Genomic DNA, 17,563 nt, shown 5'->3' on the forward strand with positions numbered 1-17,563 from the left:
GCGCGCGGCGTCCCGAGCGCGGTGATCGAGGAGCCGAGGGAGACGGTTCTAGGGCCGAGCGGGCTTCGTTTCGCCGGAACCGTCGTGGACGATGAGGGCGGAAGCGGGATCGATCCGACGACGGTGCGCGTCTCGCTCGACGGCAAGCCCCTCCGCGCGCGTTTCGACCCCTCGACCGGACGCGTGCTCGCGGCGCTCCCGCCGCTCCTTCCGCCCGGAGAACATCGAGCGGGGCTCCGGGCGCGGAACCTCGGCGGAAACGAGAGCCTTGAAGCAGAAAGGATTTTCCACGTGCGGTTTCCGCCCGCGCGCCTCTTGGCCGAGGGGCTCGCCCTTCCTGGAAACGGAGGGCTCGTTATCGAGCTCCGCGTGGAGGACGAACGGGGGCTCGCGGTCGCCGACGGGACCGACCTCGAGGCGACGATCGGCCCCTCAGGCAACGATTCCTTTCGAGTAGAAACGTTGAACGGCCGGGTTCTTCTCGCGACCCGCGCGGGCTCTCCGCCCGGGAGAATCCAAGCGCGAGGCGAGGACTTCCGGATCGAGACGTTCGTCGACCCCGCCCGTTTCGAGAGACCCGAGGCCGCGATTCTCCTCACCGACGAGAACGGCCGCCCGCTCGAGGACGCCGAGCTTCGCGTGAACGGAGAGTGGATCGGGCGCGCGCGATTCGGCGGATGGATGCCGCTCCCCTCGCCTCTCGCGGCCGGGGATCGGATCTTCGTCGAGACGGCCGGATCCGCGGCCGCCGCGGACGGCGCGTCCCTCGCGATGCCGATCGACACCCTCCGCGTGCCGGCGTTCCCGCCGCCGCCGCTTCGCGGAAAGCGCGTGCTCCTCGATCCGGACGGCGGGCGCGCGGACGATCCCTTCCCTTCGGCGGCGAGAAGCCTCCTTCTCGCGATCTACCTCGAGGAGATGCTCCGCGACGCGGGAGCCGAGGCGTTCCTCACCCGGGCCGGCGATGCGGTCCCCTCGCTCGACCGGCGGCTCGGGGCGGCGCGGGAAGTTCGACCCGACTTCTGGATCACCCTCTCGTTCGGGGACTCGATCGGCGTTCGGCACTTTCCAGGAAGCCGCGAGGGGACGCCGGCGGCGTCGGCGATCGCGCGCGCGCTCGAGGAGAGGCTTGGCGCCGACCTTCCGGTCTCCGCGGGGACCGACCGAGTCCTTCGCGAGACCCCTTGCCCCGCTCTCCGCCTCCGGCTTCCGATGGAGAAGGACGAAGGGCGGAGAACGCGGGGGCGCATCCGCGGCGCGGCGCACGCGGTTCTCGATGCCCTCGCCGAGCGCTTCGACGAGACCCCGGCGGATCGCGCCGCGCTCGTCCTCCGGATCTCCCTCCCCGGAGCGCTCGTCCGCATCGACGATTCCTGCACGTATCAAGCGATCGGCGGGGATTCGCTCGTCATCCGCGGCCTCTCCCCCGGACCGCGCCGGGTCCGGGTCGAGACGCCCGAAGGGTTCGAGGAGTTCATCGTCGAGCTCGCCCCCGGCGAGCGGCGAGTGCTCCCGTAGTGCCGCTCCAACGCTCTTTGGCGAACGGTTCGGGAGAGGCGCTTCGCCGAACGACCAAGCGGCCTACATTCCGACTTTTCCGAAATCCTCAGGCGGAAGGTTCCGAAGGAACTTGCGGAGCGCGTCGGCCCTCTCCTCCTCGCTCATCTCCTTCTCCTCCCTTCCAAGCTGGAAGAGTTTTTCGGAGACGTAGATCGGCGACCCGGCCCGAAGCGCGAGAGCGATCGAATCGGACGGCCGCGCGTCGATCCCGAGGAGATCCTTGTCCTGGTGGATGAGAACCTTGGCGTAGAACGTGCTCTCCTTCAGCTCGGTGATGAGGACCTTCGCCACCTTGCCGTGGAGTCCTTCGATGACGGTCTTGAGGAGATCGTGCGTGAGAGGGCGCTGAAACTTCTTCCCCGCGAGCTCCATCGCGATCGAGCTCGCCTCGGAGGGTCCGATCCAGATCGGGAGAACGCGCGTTCCGTCGAGCTCCTGAAGGATGACGACCGGCGTCTTGTTCCGCTCGTCGAGAGCGAGCCCGCTCACCCGTACCTCGATCATGTCGACCACGCGCATCGCCTCCCGAACGGCCGCGCGCCCCGCGCGGCTCATGGAGAAGGTAGTGGAGGAGCCGCTCCAAGTCAAGGCGGGGGGGCCGCGGTTGTCGTCGTTCCCGCGAGGCATCCGGGGCGCGTGAATCTCTACGACGAGCCGAGGAAGCGAGCCGGCCGGTGGCCGGACGCCCCGACCGGTCGAGCCCAGTCTAGTCCTGAAACTCCGGCGGTTCGGTCCCCATGTGCTCGAGCATCCACTCCGCGTTCTTGTGAAGGTCCTCGCCGCAACGGTTGTCGTCCCGCACTTTCGCGAAGGCTGCGCGCGCCTGGTCGTAGTCGTGGAGCTCCTCCGAGTAGACGAAGCCGATCATGAACTGCGCCTCGCACGCGTGCGGGTCGTCCGGGTAGTTCCTCACGATCTCGTTGTAGTACTTGATCCGATCCTTCGGATCGGTCGTCGCCTGGGCCAGATCGAAGAGCTTGGCGGCCGGACGCTCGGCGTCCTCTTCCGCACCGCCCGCGGCGGCGACTCCCGGCTCCCGAACGATCCTCGTCTTGTACTTCTCGCGAAGAGCCGACACTCTCTCCTTGCGGACCTTCTCGGCGAACACGGGGGAGTAGTTCCTGCGAATCGTGTCGCGGATCTTCTCGAAGGCCATCAGCGTCTCCGGGGTCCGCCTTTCGACCGTGATCACGTGATAGCCCTTCGCGGTCTTCACCGGAGGCGAGATCGTTCCGACCGTCAAGGTGTCGATCATCCCGGCGAGCTCGGGCGAGGTTCCCACGAGAGGAATGATCGAGGCGTTCTTCCCAACCGGCCCGATGACCCCTCTCCGGTTCTTGGTGGGAAGGTCGACGCAGTACTTCTCCACGATAGGCTCCCAGGGTTCCCCCGCGAGAAGCTTGCGGCGCACCATCTCCGCGTCCGCCTCGTTCGAGAGAACGACCTGTCGGACTTCCGCCTCCTCCGGACGCGTGAACTCGTCCGGGTTCTCCTCGTAGAAGCGGAGCATGTCCTCTTCCGTCATCTGGGTGTAGGGCGCCACCTCTCTCTGGTAGTACGCTTGGATGAGAACTCTTCGCTTCGCCGATTCGATCTGCCCCTTCACCTCGAGGTTCTCGTCGAGGTCCATCCCCAGCGCGGCCAGAAGGAACGCCTCCTCGTCGAGCATCCCCTCGAGAAGGCGCTTTCTCCCCTCCTCGCCTTCGAACTGCGTCTGCACGTTCGGCGGCATCTCGGCGAGGCGGCGGTCGAGATCCGCGGTCGTGATCGTGCGGTTGCCGATCGTCGCCAGCACCTCGCCCTTCCCTCCCGGTTTCCCGCAACCGGCGAGGAGAACCAGAACGAAGAGGCTCAACATGCCCAGACGTTTCATGATCGCCTTGCTCCTTGCTCCGGGTCGCCGCGTCATTTCTTCACGACCCAAACTTTGATCGCGCACTCGACTTCTCGGTGAAGCTTGATCGGCACCGTGTAGACGCCGAGCGCCTTGAGCGGTTCGTCCAGGAGGATCTTCCTCCGATCGACCTCGAACCCCTGCGCGCGGAGAAGCTCCTCGATGTGGTGGGAGGTGACCGATCCGAACAAGCGGTCCTCCTCGCCGACCTCCACGGCGGCGGTCACCGACACCTTTCGCATCTTCTCGGCGAGGCGTTCCGCCTGCCTGCGCACCTTGTTCTCCCGGACATCGCGGAGCTTCTCCTCCTCCGAGTACATCCGCTGGTTCCCCGGGGTCGCCTCCACCGCGAGCCTCTTAGGAATCAGATAGTTCCGGGCGTAGCCCCTCGCGACGTCGACGGTCTCCCCCCGGTTTCCGAGGTTCTCCACCGACTCTCTCAGGATCACTTTCACGATTCGTCCCTCGCTTTCCTACGGCGCCTCCGCTTCGCTCGGCGGATGCTCCAGCTTCCGAAAATCGAACCAGGTATCGAATAATCCAACACAAACGGTCAATAGAAGAAAGATCGGAAGGACCAGGAAGACCGCCGCGGCCAGGAAGAGGACCCGAACGAGAACCGGGACGTTTCTCTTCCCGAACTGCCAGGCGAGCACCGCTCCTCCCTGCAAGAGATAGATCCACGATCCAAAGAGGAGGAGGTTCGCGCCGGCCTCCCGAAACGGGGTGCGCCCGGCGAGGAGGCCGGCCAGGCCTCCGGCGAACACCCAGACGATCGCGAACGGCGCGCGCCACTCCCGAAACCCGGGGATCGGCCGCGCCGGCGTTCCGGAGCGCCGAAGAGCCGCCGAGGCGATCGCGTAGGCCGCCGCGACGATCGCGAGGAGCACCAGGAACTCGGTCGCCGGAGCGAGGAGAACCGCGAGCTCGGCCACCTCCCGCACCGTCTCCTCCAGGAGCTCGCCCCCCGGCGCCTCCTTCTCGATCCCCCGATAGAGCGAAAGGGTCGCCGCGGCCGCCCGCTCCGCCTCTTCCATACGCGCCTCCCGCGCTCCCGGAAGGAAGTGGAACGCGAGAAGAGCGAGGAGAAACGGCGCGGCGGCGACCGGCACGAGCCTTCCGGGACGCTCCCCGCGCAGAAGACCGCGCGCGAGAAGGAGACCGGAGAGGCCGACCGGGAGCGCCGTTCGGCACGCGAGCAGGCCGTCCCTCGTCAAGAAGAAGAGAGCGGCCACACCGATCGAGGCCGCGATCACCGCCTTCAGCGGGTCCTCGCGGAAGAGAAACACGAGAACAAGGGGGACGAGAAGCCGGCCGATCATCTCCGGGAACGCGCCGGCGCCGGCGCCGGCGACCAAAGCCGAGCCGGCGCCGAAAAGCGCCCACGTCTTCGGGAGAGCCAGGGGCCCGCGGCCTTCCTGCATCGCAACGCCCTCGCGCTCACTCCCCGATGTACGGGATCAACGCCAGCTGTCGGGCTCTCTTGATCGCTGTGGTGAGCAGCCGCTGGTGCTTGGCGCAGGTTCCGGAAATCCGCCGAGGAACGATCTTCCCCCGGTCGGTGATGAAACGACGGAGCCTCTTCTCGTCCTTGTAGTCGATTTCGGCGATCTTGTCCGCGCAGAACTTGCAGATCTTGCGCCGGCCCCGTCGGTCGTCGTCTCGAGATCTCGGCATCTGTCGCAACCTCCTTTCGAGATCTTCTCGTCGACGGGCGCCTCGCGGCGCCCGCGGCCGTTTCGATTTCTCTCGTTAGAACGGGATCTCGTCATCCTCGGGCGCCGGGGGCTCCGGCCCCGCGTCCGCGGACGGTTCCTCGGCCGAGGAGGGCGCCCCCTCTCTCCGGTCGAGAACCTGAACGCTCATCGCGTTCACCTCGATCGCGTTCCGCCTCTGGCCGTCCTGTCCTTCCCAGGTGCGGCTTTGCAGCCTCCCCTCGACAAGAACGGCGCTCCCCTTCTTGAGCACGCTCGAGAGGCGCTCCGCCAGCTTCCGCCAGGCCACGACGTTGATGAAGCACGTCTCGTCGCGCCACTCTCCGCTCTGATCCTGAAAACGCCGGTTCACCGCGATGCCGAAGTTGAGCACCGCCGCCCCACCGGTTGTGTACCGGGTCTCAGGATCCCGGGTCAGCCTGCCGATCAGGAGGACCTTGTTCAGAGACCCCAACCTCACTTCCGCCATCCCTTCCTCTCCTTTCCCCCGACCTTGGGGCCGGTCGCCCCGGCTTTCGACCTCGCGCCGCCCGTCCGCGAGCGCGGCCCCCCGCGCGGGGGACGCATCGCCCGCCCGATCCGCGGCGCACGCCTGCCGCTCAGTTCTCTCGTTCCGCGGACTCCCCTCGCGGCTCGTCCACCTCGCTCTTCGCCCGCTCCGCGCGTTCCGATTCCATCTCCTCGCCGCGCGCCCGGCGGGGCGGCCGATCCTCGTCGCCGCGAGCGTGAGGTTCCTCCTCCATCAGGGCGACGGTCGGGCCGTCGGGTAGCCTCTCTTTCCGAAACACCGTGAAGCGCAGGATCGCTTCGTTCAGACGAAAGGCCCTGTGCAGCGCCGGAATTCGGGCCGGATCGTCCTCGAAGTGAAAGACCGCGTAGTGCCCGTCCGACTCCTTGCGGATGTCGTAGGCGAGCCTGCGCCTCCCCATCCGCTCGACCGCGTGGATCGAGCCGTTCCCCGACTCGACCAGGTTCCGCACCTTCTCGATCTCCTGCTCGACCTCTTGTGTTTCCAAGCGGCCGCTGAAGATCAGCATCGACTCGTAGATCGCCAACCGACCGATCCTCCTTTCCCCGAAGCTAACGAAGGAACAAGGGCGCCAGCACGAGGGAGACCACCGACATCAGCTTGATCAGGATGTTCAACGACGGTCCCGCGGTGTCCTTGAAAGGATCCCCGACCGTGTCCCCGACCACCGCCGCCCGGTGGGCCTCCGAGCCCTTTCCGCCCAAAGCTCCGGATTCGATGTGCTTCTTCGCATTGTCCCACGCGCCCCCCGCGTTCGCCATGAAGATGGCGAGGAGAACGCCCGACGCCGTCACGCCCGCGAGAAGCCCGCCGAGCGCGCGCACGTCCAAGAACCCGAAAACGATCGGCGTCGCCACCGCGAGGATGCCGGGCGCGAGCATCTCGCGGAGCGCCCCGGTCGTCGCGATGTCCACGCACTTTGCGTAGTCCGCCTCTGCGGTCCCCTCCATCAAGCCCGGGATCTCTCGGAACTGGCGGCGGACCTCCTCGATCATTCGAAACGCCGCCTTCCCCACCGCGCGGATCGCGAACGAGCTGAAGAGGTAGGGCATCGCCGCGCCGACGAGGAGCCCGGCCATCACCTTCGGTTCTAAAATATTCAAGCCCTCTTCGCGAAGACCGACCCGAGCGGTGAACGCACTGAAAAGAGCGAGGGCGGTGAGCGCCGCCGATCCGATCGCGAAACCCTTCCCGATCGCCGCGGTCGTGTTCCCGACCGCGTCCAGCTTGTCGGTCCGACCCCTCACCTCGGGCCCGAGCTTCGCCATCTCCGCCACGCCCCCGGCGTTGTCCGCGATCGGTCCGTACGCATCCACGGCAAGCTGGATGCCGATCGTCGAGAGCATGCCGAAAGCGGCGATCGCGATCCCATAGAGCCCGGCGCGGTCGTGCGCGACCACGATCGCCGCCGCAAGGACGACGACCGGGAGAGCGGTCGATCGCAGACCGACGGCGATCCCGCCGAGGATGTTCGTCGCTGTTCCGGTCTTCGAATCCTCCGCGATGGAGCGCGCGGGGCGCCTCGCTTCGGATGTGAAGTATTCGGTGATCAGGCCGACGAGAATCCCCGCGACGAGCCCGACCGCCATCGCCCAGAAGACGCCCATCGCCCCGTACGCTCTCCCTCCGCTCTCCCACGACTCCGGAAGAAACGCGCGGATGAGAAAGAACGAGGCGATCATCATCACGATCCCCGCGCCGAACGTTCCGACGTTGAGGGCGGTCTGCGGATTGCCCCCTTCGCGCGTCCGAACGAAGAACGTTCCGGCGATCGAGGAGAGGATCCCGACGGCGGCGAGGAAGAGCGGAAGGAGCACCGGCGCCGGGCTCTCGCCGATGAGGCCGACGCCGAGGATCATCCCGCCGACGATCGCCCCGACGTACGACTCGAAAAGATCCGCTCCCATTCCGGCCACGTCCCCGACGTTGTCCCCCACGTTGTCGGCGATGACCGCGGGGTTGCGCGGGTCGTCTTCCGGAATCCCTGCCTCTACCTTCCCCACGAGATCGGCGCCGACATCGGCCGCCTTCGTGTAGATCCCGCCCCCGACGCGCGCGAAGAGCGCGATCGAGCTCGCCCCGAGGCTGAAGCCGGAAAGAACGGAGAGGATGCGGGACGCGTTCCACCCGAACCCGGCTCCGGAGTAGAGGAGGAGGAGGAGGCTGAGACCCAGGATTCCGAGCCCGACGACCGAGAGCCCCATCACGCTTCCGCCGGAGAAGGCGACGATGAGCGCTTCCGGCAAGCTCTTCCGCGCGGCCGCGGCGGTGCGGACGTTCGCTTCGGTTGCAACACGCATGCCGAAGTAGCCGGCGAGGCCGGAGGAGAGCGCCCCGCACACGAAGGAGAACGCGGTGAGGGGATGCGTGTCCGGCGTGCGCGAGGCGAGGGCGAGAAGAACCGCCGCCACGATCACGAAGACGGCGAGGATCCGGTACTCGCGCCCGAGGAAAGCCATCGCGCCCGTCCGCGTGTGGCCGGCGATCTCGCGCATCTTCGGCGTGCCCGCGTCCTGCCGGCGAACCCACGCCGTCTTGTAGAGCGCGAACAGGAGGGCCAGGACTCCCGCCGCGGGAACCAGAAAGAACGATTGAGAGATCACCCGGTTGTCTCCTCCATTGTCTCCCCGTCCGGGAGGGGATCTTTACGGTTGAACTGTTCCATCGCCCGGACAACGCCGCCCGAGACCCAGGCCCTCGCGCAGAGAACCGCGCTTTCGATCATCGCCGCGACCGACCCCTTCTCTTCCTCGAGGAATGGCTCCAGAACGTAGTCGGCGAGGTCCTTCCCCTCGGGCGGCGGCCCGATCCCGAGCCGGAGCCGAGAAAACTCCTCGCTCCCGATCGCCCGGATGATCGAGGCGAGCCCCTTCTGCCCGCCGTCGCTCCCCCTCGGCCGCACCCGGAGCCTTCCGAGCGGCAGGTTCGCGTCGTCCGAGACGACGAGAACGTCCGCGGGCGCAAGGTTGAAGTCCCCGAGAAGCGCCGCGACCGCCGCGCCGCTCCGGTTCATGAAGATCGCCGGCTTCGCGAGGACGACCCTCCTTCCGGCGATCCTCGAGCCGTGAAAGAAGTACGGTCCACGCCTCTCGAACGAACGACCCTCCCCGGCGAGCGCGTCCACCACGCGAAAGCCGACGTTGTGTCGAGTCGGCGCGTATTCCCTTCCCGGGTTTCCGAGTCCGACGACGGCGAGCAACGGGACCTCCCGGTCCGGAGGACGCGCCGGCTTCCCGCGCCGCGCGCTCGGACCGCGCCCGGCCTCGCGCGAGAGAACGGAAGCGGAGGGAGGCGGAAGCGGGGGCGAATCGCTCGCGCGCCTCGCGAGGACGGGGGAAGCTCCCTCGCGATGAAACCGGGCGCGGCATCCGGGCTAGAACCGGTTTCACAGCCTCCTCCCGCTGCGATCGGCTGCGAAGCAGGTTATGAACCCGATTCTAGGACTCTTCCTTCTTCCCCTTCGACTCTTCCTTCTTCCCCTTCGGCTCCTCTTTCTTTCCCTTCCCTCCCTCGGCGGCTTCCTCTCCCTCGGCGGGCGCCTCGGCGGCTTCCTCTCCCTCCACGGCCGCGACGGGAGCCGCCTCGACGACCTTGCGCGGGGTCGCCACCGAAACCACAGTGACGTCCGCGTGCGTGAGGAACTCCTCTTTGCCGCGCGGGATGTCCGCCACGCGAATCGAGTCGCCGATCATGAGGCCGCTCACGTCGAGCGTGTAGGACTCGGGGATCTCGTCCGGCCGGCAGCGGACATCGATCTCGCGGATATGCACGTCCATCACGCCGCCGAAGTTCTTCACGCCGACCGACTCGCCCGCGAGGAAGATCGGTACGGTGACGCTGTACTTCCGGGTGAGATCGACCTTGAGAAGATCGCAATGAAGGATCTGCCGCGTGACCGGATGCCTCTGCACCTCCCGGATCACCGTGGTGATCGGAGCCGTTTCCTCCCCGATCCGAAGGTCGATGAGGAGCGTCGCCCCGTGGCTCCTTCGCAGGAGAGGCCGAAGTTCCGTCAGCTTGATCTGGATCGCCTGCGCCGTCTCTCCGAAACCGTAGAGAACCCCCGGGACGACCCCGTCGGCCCGGAGCTTGCGGAGATCTCCCCTCGTGTCCGTCGAACGGGTCTCCGCCTGCAATGTCGCTTTCATGTTCCCGAACTCCCGGGGGAGAACCGATCCCCCTCTTGCGGCCCGCCCGACAGGGGGCCGGCCGATCCTCTAGTCCATGAAAAGGGAGCTGACCGACTCCTCCCGGTGAATCCTCTGAATCGCCTCTCCGAGCAGTTCCGCGACGGAAAGAACGCGGATCCTTCGGCTCGCGACGCGGAGGGGGATGGTGTCGGTGACCACAAGTTCCTTGATGAGCGAATCATCGAGGCTCTTGTGGGCCGGTCCGGAAAGGACCGCGTGTGTGATCGCTCCGTGGATATCTTTCGCCCCTTCTTTCTTCAGCAAATCGACCGCCGCGACGACGGTCCCCGCCGTGTCGATCAGATCGTCCACGATCAGCACGTTCTTGTTCTCCACGTCGCCGATGACGTGGTACACCTCGACGGCGTTCGGAAGGGGGCGCCTCTTGTCGATGATGGCGAGCCCCGCGTTCAGCCTCTTCGCGTACGCCCGCGCCATCTTCACGCTTCCGATGTCCGGAGAGACCACCACGAGATCCTCGCCGCGCATCGGCTCGAAGTGCTTGATGAGCACGGGAGCGGCGTACAGGTGATCGACCGGGATGTCGAAGAACCCCTGGATCTGGCTCGAATGCAGGTCCATCGTGAGCACCCGGTCCACGCCCGAGACCGCGATCAGGTTCGCGACGACCTTGGCGGAGATCGCGACCCGCGGTTTGTCCTTCCGGTCCTGCCTCGCGTACCCGAAGTAGGGGATGACCGCCGTGACGCGCCGTGCGGACGCCCGGTTGAGCGCGTCGCAGATCAGAAGGAGCTCCATGATGTTGTCCGCGGGGGCGAAGGTCGACTGGATCACGAACGCATCCACCCCGCGGGCGTTTTCCCCGATCGCGACGGAGATCTCCCCGTCGGAGAAACGGCGGATCTCGATCGCGGAAAGCCGGGTCCCCGCCGCGGCCGCGATCCGCTCCGCAAGGGACGGGTTCGCGAGTCCCGAGAAGATCTTCAAGCCGCTGTTCATGATCCCTCCGAGCGCCCCCGGGCGCCTCCGGACACAGAATCGCTAGTATAGAGACGGAGACATCCGCGGTCAAGCGAAAGACCGGGTAGACCGGGGCTTCCGAACCCGTTCCCGGTCAAGGCGTTGGCTGGGGCGGGAGGATTCGAACCTCCGAACCAGGTTCCAAAGACCTGTGTCATACCACTTAACGACGCCCCATTGTGACGACGCGGACTCGGTGACGTTTCGGGGACGGGACGTTTCGGGGACGCTGCTTTGCGCGTTCCCCGTGGAACGAACGAAACAACGTCCCCGACAAGAATACCCGAACGCAAGCAACAACGTCCTCGAAAAGGATCTCAGCGGGAGCTTTCCACCGTGGAAGCGGGCACACCCCCGGCCTTCGCCAGCTCTTCCCGGTACAGACCGAGAACCTTCGTCTCGATCTTCGCCCGCATCTCGTTGTTGATCGGATGGGCGATGTCTTGGAAGGATCCGTCGGAGCGCCTTCGGGACGGCATGGCCACGAAGAGGCCGTTGTTCCCCTCGATCACCTTCAGCCCGTGCACGACGAAGCAGTTGTCGAAGGTCACGCTCGCGAAGGCCTTCAGCCTGTCGTCGGGCCGGATGGTGACGCGGACTTCGCTAATCTCCATTCTGCTCACCGCCTTCGTTCGAGAGGCCCATGCTCGAGGATGGGAGGAATCGATATCCGGAGAAAGTCGGGTGAGCGACGGCGGCGAAGCGGCAATCGCGGAATCGGGAGGCGAGACCTTCCTCGTCGACCTCCCCGGGTGCGAGTACCCCGAAGAGGCTCGGTCCGCTCCCACTCATCCGAACGCCGCCCGGGCAGAAAGGCTCCATCCGACCCAGAAGATCCCGAAGGACGGGGGAGGCCGGCACCACCGCTTCCTCCAACCGATTGAACAGACAGCGAAGCACGTTGCCCGGCTCAGGGTCCGGCGCCTTCTTCAGATTAGACGACCGTCCGGCTCCTGTCAACGCCAATGTGTCGAACTCTTTATATACGAACGAGGTAGAGAGCCTGAGATCCGGCGTCACGACAAGGAATCGAGTGGAGGATGGGATGGGCGGATAGGGGCGCACGATCTCTCCGCGCCCCTCGCAGAGCCTCGTCCCGCCATACAAAAAGAAGGGGACGTCCGATCCGATCTCGGCGCCGATTCGCGCGAGCCGTTCGAGCGGCGCGCCCATCCCCCAGAGACGGGCAAGCCCGGCGAGGACCGCCGCCGCGTTCCCGCTCCCCCCTCCGAGCCCCGCCTCCGCCGGGATCCGTTTTCGAATCTCGATTCGGCAGCCGCACCCCGCCCGCTCCCTCTCGCGGAGAAGCGCCGCGGCGCGGAACGCGATGTTCCTCTCGCCGCTCGGCACGGAGACGTCGTCGCAAACGACCTCGATCCGGTCGGCTTGTTCGATCCGGATCGTGTCGGCGATCGAGAGGCTCTGCATCACGGTCGTCAGCTCGTGGAAACCGGACGCGGTGCGATCTCCGACCTCGAGAAAGAGGTTCACTTTGGCGAACGATTCGAGAAGGAGCGCCATGCATCACCGGTAAAGGATCGCCAGAACCGCTCCCGCCCAGAGGACGAGGTCGACGAGAAGGGGGCGGTCCGAGAAGAGGATCTCCGCGGGATTCCCGCCGAGCCCCTTTTCATGGACGAGATACATGTAGCGAAAAAGCCCGTACACGACGAACGGCACGGTGTAGATGAGACTCGACGTCCCGAATTTCTCCACCGTGTCCGGCCAGATCGTGTAGAGCGAATAGGAGAGCACGGTGATCCCGGCCGTCACGGCGACGATATGGTCGATGAGGCCGACCGAGTAATGGTCGAGAGCCGCTCGATGGCTCGCCGCCCCTTCGTCGAGAAGAAGAAGCTCGCTTCGCCGCTTGCACGCCGCGAGGAAGAGGGCCGCAAAGAACGTGCAGACGAGGAGCCACGGGGAAATGAGAACCCCCTCGTCGAATCCCTTGAGAACCTCGACCCCCGCGATCGCGCGGATCACGAAGCCGACCGCGATCGAGAGGATGTCGAGGAGAACCGCCTTCTTGAGCCGAACCGAATACGCGAGGTTTAGCGCGAAGTAGATCGCGAGCGACGCTCCGAATCCCGGCGACAGAGCGAAGCCGGCCGCGAGCGAAGGCGCCGCGAGGAGCGCGCTTCCGGCGAGGGCCGCCCGCGGGGAGAGGCGGCCGGAAGGGATCGGGCGGAGGCGCTTCGTCGGATGGGCGAGATCCTTCTCCCGATCAAGGAGATCGTTGAAGAGATAGATGCTCGATGCGGCGAGCGAGAAGAGAACGAACCCCGCGGCCGCCCGAAGGAGATAGGGCCCCTCGAGGAAATGGTGGGAGAAGATCACGCCCGCGAAGACGAGGAGGTTCTTCGTCCACTCGCGGATCCGCATCGACTCGATGAAGGGGCTCATCAACGCCTCGCCCCCCGCGAGAGGATATCCCGAATCCTCGCGAGGATCATCTCGAGAGCGACTCGGTTGTGCCCGCCCCGCGGAACGATCAGGTCCGCGTAGCGCTTCGAGGGCTCCACGAACTGTTGATGCATCGGCTTCACGGTGCTCAAATACTGCTCGATCACCGCGGGGATCGAGCGCCCGCGCTCGCGGACGTCGCGCCGGAGGCGCCGGATCAGGCGTTCGTCCTCGTCGCAATCGACGAAGATCCGAATGTCCATCCGTCGGCGGAGCTCGCCGTTCTCGAGGACCAGGATCCCCTCGAGGAGGATGACGGGGCAAGGCTCCACGCGCACCGTCTCGGAAAGCCGCGCGTGCTCGACGAAGCTGTACACCGGCCGGTCGATCGGCTCGCCCTCGAGCAGACGGTCGAGGTGCTCGATGAGAAGAGCGTTGTCGAACGCCGCGGGATGGTCGTAGTTCAGGGCGGCGCGCTCTTCGGCCGTGAGGTCGCTTCGATCGAGATAGTACGCGTCATGGTTGATGCCGACGGCGTCCTGCTCCGTGAGGGACTCGGCGATCCGCGCGGCGAGCGTCGTCTTCCCCGATCCGGTCCCCCCCGCCATGCCGATCACGACCGGCCGCGCCATCGATCGTTTGCCTTTCCTCGTTCGCTCCCCGGCGGTCGAGCGGCCCCACCTACGACCGCGAGATCAGGAAGACCCCGAAGCAGATCACGAACGTCCCGGCGAGCCGAAGAAGGGTCACCGGCTCGTCGAACAGATACCGCGAGCTGATCACGACGATCACGTACCCGAGGCTCACCATCGGGTAGGCGAAGCTCAGGTTCACGCGCGAGAGGATCACCATCCACATGAGAGCGGAGATCCCGTAGAGGCCGAAGCCTCCGAGCACGTACGGGTTCAGAAACGCCGCGGGGATCTTCTGGAGAACCTCTCCCGCGTGGATCTTCCCGATCGTGTTCATCCCGTGCTTCATCACGAGCTGTCCCACCGATCCGGTCGCCACGGAGAAGAGGATCATGAGGAAGTTCTTCAGAGTGGGGCTCATCTTCCCTCCACGGGTCGGGCGGTCCGTGCGCGCCCGGTCCATCAACGAATCACCGGAGGAAACCGGCGTCCCCAAAGGTACCCGAACCCCGCGGCCGCGCGCAATGCCCTCCTTCGGCCGGGCGTGTTCCACGCTTCAGGGACCGCCGAGGACGATCATGGAGGTCGCGGGGGGACTTCAGGGCAACGGAAATCCGTCACTGAGCATTCGGGCGGCCGGGTCCTGTCGGCCATCCGTCCGCTGCGATGCTCGCCAGTCGCCCTTTCGGGCTTGATGGCTGCGCTTCTCGCGGACGCCTGTGGCCGCCACCCGGCCGCGGTGTGGATCGAGGGCGCATTTCGGTGCCGGGCTACGAAACGACGAGAATTCCGTAGCCCGCCACCAAAATCCCGCGAGATCTCATACCCGGAGCAGCGTCACCGGAAGAGCGTCTTGATCGCACCCCACGATGCGGGCTCGATCGATGTCTCCTCGCAGGAGAACGTCGCGTCCATCAGGATGTTCACGGGGCCTAGTTGGTCCCCAAAAGTCTGCGGGGGACAGTAGGGAAACCCCTCTTCCCCGTAATACATGGAGTAAGCCACCGTCGGGATTGGGGCGCAGCCGATTTCCTGGTTCTTGCTGTTATTGTCGGTAATCAAGTACGGGCGCCCGCCCCAGTCCATGACCGCCGTCAACGCGACGAGATCGCTTTCCGTCGTTCCGAGCCCCGCGTAGTAGTTCCAGCGCTCGATCGGATCTTGGCGGTTCAATGATCCGATCGGGGGCCCTGCCTTGCAGTACGACGAATCCACCGGATACAAACGATAACTCACGGTGTAGGTGTATCCGGGGTGTGTGTATCGCCAGTACCACCAGAACCCCTCATTCGTGCACGGAGCTCCCGGGGTCTTTCCGCATTCCGACGGCAAGTCAAAGACGACACCCGCCTCATCCGCACAGCTCCAAGCCCACAAGTACACCCAGCCCGAGCACGTGTTGTAGTACGCAACCGAGCAGGCGTCGAGACGAAGAGACTCCCCTCCGTGCGGAACGACCTCATCCCGGATTTCCTGAAAAGGAATACGAGGCTTGGCCGAAGCGGCTCCGGCAAGAATCAAAACAACGAGGATCGCCGTGATTCGCGCGCCCACGATGGGACCCGCTACAGACCGGAAGCCTCCGGCCGGGTGGGAATGCTCTCTCGAGTCTTCTCTCATTGAAGCACCTCCGGGGGAATCATTGGACTATGCTGCCATTCTCACCTTCGCATGAGCCGTACGTGTCTGTCGAGATCTCCTTGGCGCCGCTCTGACGCCGGACTTGCATGGTCCCCAGCATGTCTATCGCAGCGACGCGATCTTCTTGAACCAAGGGTCGAATCCCTTGCATGTCAGTCTCAGGAAGTAGGTCCCGGAGGAGGCAAGACTCCCACTCGTGCTCTTCCCCGTCCAAACCACGACGCCCCATCCGTGAGAGCCGCGAATCCTCGGGAACTCGTACACGACTCTCCCCCCAATGTCGTAGATCCGGATCTCGATCTCCCTATCCGCGGCGGGGATGAAGTACCGGATCTCCACGCTCGCGTTGAACGGATCCGGAACTGCCTGAAGAACCAACGGTTCGTAAGGCTCTGGTCCCGGCGCGGCCTCGCCGCCCGGCACGGCCGAAGGAATCAAGGCCTCGCACAAGGGGATCGTATCCGTGCAGCTCGCGCAGACATCGAGAGCCCCGATGAGCCCGCACCCGGAATTCTCCGGCGAACACGGCGAGCTCTCGTGCAACGCGTAGAGGAAACATGGATTCGGCAGGCAAAGAAGCGGGTCTTCGTAGAGGAGCCCGAAGACCGAGTCGGAATCCATCGGAACTCCCGAAATGTCCGGGCCTGTGTTCATCCAGAAGTCCGAGCAGCTCAGCGTGACAATTCCCCCCAGAGAATCGCAGACGACCCCGCCTCCCTCCGAACAAGCGACGATGTTGTGGTGGAAGTCGAGCTGGAACGAACCGCTTCCGGAATACACGGCTCCTCCCTTGTTCGGCGCCGCCTTGTTGTGGACGAACGTGTTGTTCCGAATCACCGGGTGCTGGGGAACATCGCGCGCCTGCGTCGCGATCGCCCCTCCCGCCACATCCGCACTGCAACGATCGAAAACATTGAACTCGATGGTAGGGCTCGTTCCACCCCCCACCAGATAGATCGCCCCTCCATCCGATCCCCAGTTCTGATAGAAATGATTCCCCCGAACCACCCCACCGCTGTTCTCGAACACCAATGCCCCGCCCGGGTAGCGGGTCGTGTCCTCAGGTTCGCATCCGTTCCAGGAGAACACGTTGTTCTCGATCGCAGGGGCCGACTCGTGAGAAACAAACACTGCACTCCCTTGCGGCCGTCCAGTACCGCCACCCGTCGTACACTTGTTGTTCCGGAAAACGTTATCCACGATGCGCGGCGATCCGTACGTGCGCAGAGCACCTCCGTGACGACCCCGGTTGTGCTGGAAGACACAATCCCTGACCGTGACCGAGCCGGTCGCGGCATTCGTGCAGAACATGCCGCCCGCGCCGTAGGCCTCGCCCATAGAAATCCTTTCCGAATACCCATGCTCGAACGTGAAACCTCGGATCTCTACTGCAACCAGCGAAGCATCGATCGCGGAGGTATCACAGACCAACACGCAGACGTGGGGGGTCAACGTGTCCTTCCCCACGAAGGTATACCCCGCTCCTGCCACGCCAAGAACGACGATGCTGTCCCTGTCCACCGCGAACGTCGTGACGGATGTATAGAACTTCGGCGGAGGGCCTTCATGAAACATCTCATAGGGACGGGTGATCAGCGTGTCGTAGGTCCCCGGATTCACGCAGACCGTATCTCCTGCTGCGGCGGTGTCGATGCACGTCTGGATGTCGTTGCAGTCGCAGTCGGTTCCGATGTCGCCGTTGTCGTTGACCACCCAGACCCGTCCGGTCGCAGGCTTCTCGGCGACATACGGACAGCAAGGGAGGGAATCACATTCGGTGAGCGAGGAGTCGGGTTCGCCTTCACCCTGGTCGCCGTCGTCGTCTCCTCCCCCTTCGTCCTGCTCACCCGCCACGCAGACGACCGCTCCCTCGAATGCGGCGAACGTACCCTCCGTGAACTCCGTGTTCTGCCAGCCGCACATCGTGGAGTCCCAAGCGAGCGTCGCGCACTCTCCGCCTGCGATCGCTATGAACCGTAGACGGGCCACTTCTGACGGAAGGTGCAACGGTTGGC

19 protein-coding genes and 1 tRNA gene are annotated in these 17,563 nt (G+C 65.4%); 1 reads left to right on the plus strand and 19 read right to left on the minus strand.

Annotation, left to right across the window (positions count from 1 at the left end; translation table 11 throughout):
- The coding region (locus FJY73_10815) for a hypothetical protein (GenBank protein ID MBM3321155.1) at positions 1 to 1,518 on the plus strand (1,518 nt) is incomplete at its 5' end.
- A gap of 63 nt (positions 1,519 to 1,581) precedes the next feature.
- Here the strand turns inward: FJY73_10815 and FJY73_10820 are convergent.
- The 19 genes from FJY73_10820 to FJY73_10910 all read right to left on the minus strand — a co-directional run bounded on the left by FJY73_10820 (position 1,582) and on the right by FJY73_10910 (position 17,471).
- Positions 1,582 to 2,064 carry a bifunctional nuclease family protein gene (locus FJY73_10820; protein ID MBM3321156.1) on the minus strand — a complete coding sequence of 161 codons (483 nt, stop codon included), beginning with the start codon at positions 2,062 to 2,064 and terminating at the stop codon, positions 1,582 to 1,584.
- A 202-nt stretch (positions 2,065 to 2,266) separates the two neighbouring features.
- Positions 2,267 to 3,433, minus strand: coding sequence for a peptidyl-prolyl cis-trans isomerase (locus tag FJY73_10825; GenBank protein ID MBM3321157.1), 1,167 nt, complete (start codon positions 3,431 to 3,433; stop codon positions 2,267 to 2,269).
- Between the two features lie 32 nt (positions 3,434 to 3,465).
- On the minus strand, positions 3,466 to 3,909 hold the full coding sequence (locus FJY73_10830; GenBank protein ID MBM3321158.1) for a 50S ribosomal protein L9: 444 nt from the start codon (positions 3,907 to 3,909) through the stop codon (positions 3,466 to 3,468).
- Positions 3,910 to 3,927: 18 nt separating this feature from the next.
- A complete protein-coding gene (locus FJY73_10835; GenBank protein ID MBM3321159.1) occupies positions 3,928 to 4,878 on the minus strand; it encodes a DUF2232 domain-containing protein in 951 nt (316 codons plus the stop codon).
- 16 nt (positions 4,879 to 4,894) lie between these two features.
- On the minus strand, positions 4,895 to 5,131 hold the full coding sequence (locus FJY73_10840; protein MBM3321160.1) for a 30S ribosomal protein S18: 237 nt from the start codon (positions 5,129 to 5,131) through the stop codon (positions 4,895 to 4,897).
- Between the two features lie 75 nt (positions 5,132 to 5,206).
- A complete protein-coding gene (locus FJY73_10845; GenBank protein MBM3321161.1) occupies positions 5,207 to 5,638 on the minus strand; it encodes a single-stranded DNA-binding protein in 432 nt (143 codons plus the stop codon).
- Positions 5,639 to 5,768: 130 nt separating this feature from the next.
- Positions 5,769 to 6,224, minus strand: coding sequence for a 30S ribosomal protein S6 (rpsF, locus tag FJY73_10850; protein MBM3321162.1), 456 nt, complete (start codon positions 6,222 to 6,224; stop codon positions 5,769 to 5,771).
- A gap of 25 nt (positions 6,225 to 6,249) precedes the next feature.
- Entirely contained in the window at positions 6,250 to 8,301 is a 2,052-nt protein-coding gene (locus FJY73_10855; protein MBM3321163.1) for a sodium-translocating pyrophosphatase, read from the minus strand.
- Positions 8,298 to 8,897 carry an aminoacyl-tRNA hydrolase gene (locus tag FJY73_10860; protein ID MBM3321164.1) on the minus strand — a complete coding sequence of 200 codons (600 nt, stop codon included), beginning with the start codon at positions 8,895 to 8,897 and terminating at the stop codon, positions 8,298 to 8,300. The genes FJY73_10855 and FJY73_10860 overlap by 4 nt, the downstream gene beginning before the upstream one ends.
- A gap of 238 nt (positions 8,898 to 9,135) precedes the next feature.
- The gene (locus tag FJY73_10865) at positions 9,136 to 9,846 is read right to left on the minus strand and encodes a 50S ribosomal protein L25 (GenBank protein MBM3321165.1); all 711 of its coding nucleotides are present in this window, start codon (positions 9,844 to 9,846) and stop codon (positions 9,136 to 9,138) included.
- A 69-nt stretch (positions 9,847 to 9,915) separates the two neighbouring features.
- Entirely contained in the window at positions 9,916 to 10,848 is a 933-nt protein-coding gene (locus FJY73_10870) for a ribose-phosphate pyrophosphokinase (GenBank protein MBM3321166.1), read from the minus strand.
- Between the two features lie 124 nt (positions 10,849 to 10,972).
- Positions 10,973 to 11,046 (minus strand) — tRNA-Gln (locus tag FJY73_10875).
- Positions 11,047 to 11,186: 140 nt separating this feature from the next.
- The gene (gene spoVG, locus FJY73_10880; GenBank protein ID MBM3321167.1) at positions 11,187 to 11,483 is read right to left on the minus strand and encodes a septation regulator SpoVG; all 297 of its coding nucleotides are present in this window, start codon (positions 11,481 to 11,483) and stop codon (positions 11,187 to 11,189) included.
- Entirely contained in the window at positions 11,473 to 12,390 is a 918-nt protein-coding gene (ispE, locus tag FJY73_10885) for a 4-(cytidine 5'-diphospho)-2-C-methyl-D-erythritol kinase (GenBank protein ID MBM3321168.1), read from the minus strand. Before ispE ends, spoVG begins: the two co-directional genes overlap by 11 nt.
- 3 nt (positions 12,391 to 12,393) lie before the next feature.
- Positions 12,394 to 13,275 (minus strand): decaprenyl-phosphate phosphoribosyltransferase, encoded by an 882-nt coding sequence (locus FJY73_10890; GenBank protein MBM3321169.1) that lies wholly within the window; start codon positions 13,273 to 13,275, stop codon positions 12,394 to 12,396.
- Entirely contained in the window at positions 13,275 to 13,907 is a 633-nt protein-coding gene (udk, locus tag FJY73_10895; GenBank protein MBM3321170.1) for a uridine kinase, read from the minus strand. The genes FJY73_10890 and udk overlap by 1 nt, the downstream gene beginning before the upstream one ends.
- 49 nt (positions 13,908 to 13,956) lie before the next feature.
- Positions 13,957 to 14,328 (minus strand): hypothetical protein, encoded by a 372-nt coding sequence (locus FJY73_10900; protein MBM3321171.1) that lies wholly within the window; start codon positions 14,326 to 14,328, stop codon positions 13,957 to 13,959.
- A gap of 416 nt (positions 14,329 to 14,744) precedes the next feature.
- Positions 14,745 to 15,461 carry a hypothetical protein gene (locus tag FJY73_10905; protein ID MBM3321172.1) on the minus strand — a complete coding sequence of 239 codons (717 nt, stop codon included), beginning with the start codon at positions 15,459 to 15,461 and terminating at the stop codon, positions 14,745 to 14,747.
- Between the two features lie 189 nt (positions 15,462 to 15,650).
- Positions 15,651 to 17,471 (minus strand): right-handed parallel beta-helix repeat-containing protein, encoded by a 1,821-nt coding sequence (locus FJY73_10910; protein ID MBM3321173.1) that lies wholly within the window; start codon positions 17,469 to 17,471, stop codon positions 15,651 to 15,653.
- Positions 17,472 to 17,563 lie beyond the last annotated feature (92 nt).

The sequence above is a fragment of the Candidatus Eisenbacteria bacterium genome, from assembly GCA_016867715.1.
Classification (GTDB): Bacteria; Orphanbacterota; Orphanbacteria; order Orphanbacterales; family Orphanbacteraceae; genus VGIW01.

Bases quoted from the DNA above. Each gene is read 5' to 3' on its own strand.
- FJY73_10820 (MBM3321156.1), bottom strand. From the start codon at position 2,064: ATGATCGAGGTACGGGTGAGCGGGCTCGCTCTCGACGAGCGGAACAAG.
- FJY73_10825 (MBM3321157.1), bottom strand. From the start codon at position 3,433: ATGAAACGTCTGGGCATGTTGAGCCTCTTCGTTCTGGTTCTCCTCGCC.
- FJY73_10835 (MBM3321159.1), bottom strand. From the start codon at position 4,878: ATGCAGGAAGGCCGCGGGCCCCTGGCTCTCCCGAAGACGTGGGCGCTT.
- FJY73_10840 (MBM3321160.1), bottom strand. From the start codon at position 5,131: ATGCCGAGATCTCGAGACGACGACCGACGGGGCCGGCGCAAGATCTGC.
- FJY73_10845 (MBM3321161.1), bottom strand. From the start codon at position 5,638: ATGGCGGAAGTGAGGTTGGGGTCTCTGAACAAGGTCCTCCTGATCGGC.
- FJY73_10865 (MBM3321165.1), bottom strand. From the start codon at position 9,846: ATGAAAGCGACATTGCAGGCGGAGACCCGTTCGACGGACACGAGGGGA.
- FJY73_10870 (MBM3321166.1), bottom strand. From the start codon at position 10,848: ATGAACAGCGGCTTGAAGATCTTCTCGGGACTCGCGAACCCGTCCCTT.
- spoVG (MBM3321167.1), bottom strand. From the start codon at position 11,483: ATGGAGATTAGCGAAGTCCGCGTCACCATCCGGCCCGACGACAGGCTG.
- ispE (MBM3321168.1), bottom strand. From the start codon at position 12,390: ATGGCGCTCCTTCTCGAATCGTTCGCCAAAGTGAACCTCTTTCTCGAG.
- FJY73_10890 (MBM3321169.1), bottom strand. From the start codon at position 13,275: ATGAGCCCCTTCATCGAGTCGATGCGGATCCGCGAGTGGACGAAGAAC.
- udk (MBM3321170.1), bottom strand. From the start codon at position 13,907: ATGGCGCGGCCGGTCGTGATCGGCATGGCGGGGGGGACCGGATCGGGG.
- FJY73_10900 (MBM3321171.1), bottom strand. From the start codon at position 14,328: ATGAGCCCCACTCTGAAGAACTTCCTCATGATCCTCTTCTCCGTGGCG.
- FJY73_10910 (MBM3321173.1), bottom strand. From the start codon at position 17,471: ATGTGCGGCTGGCAGAACACGGAGTTCACGGAGGGTACGTTCGCCGCA.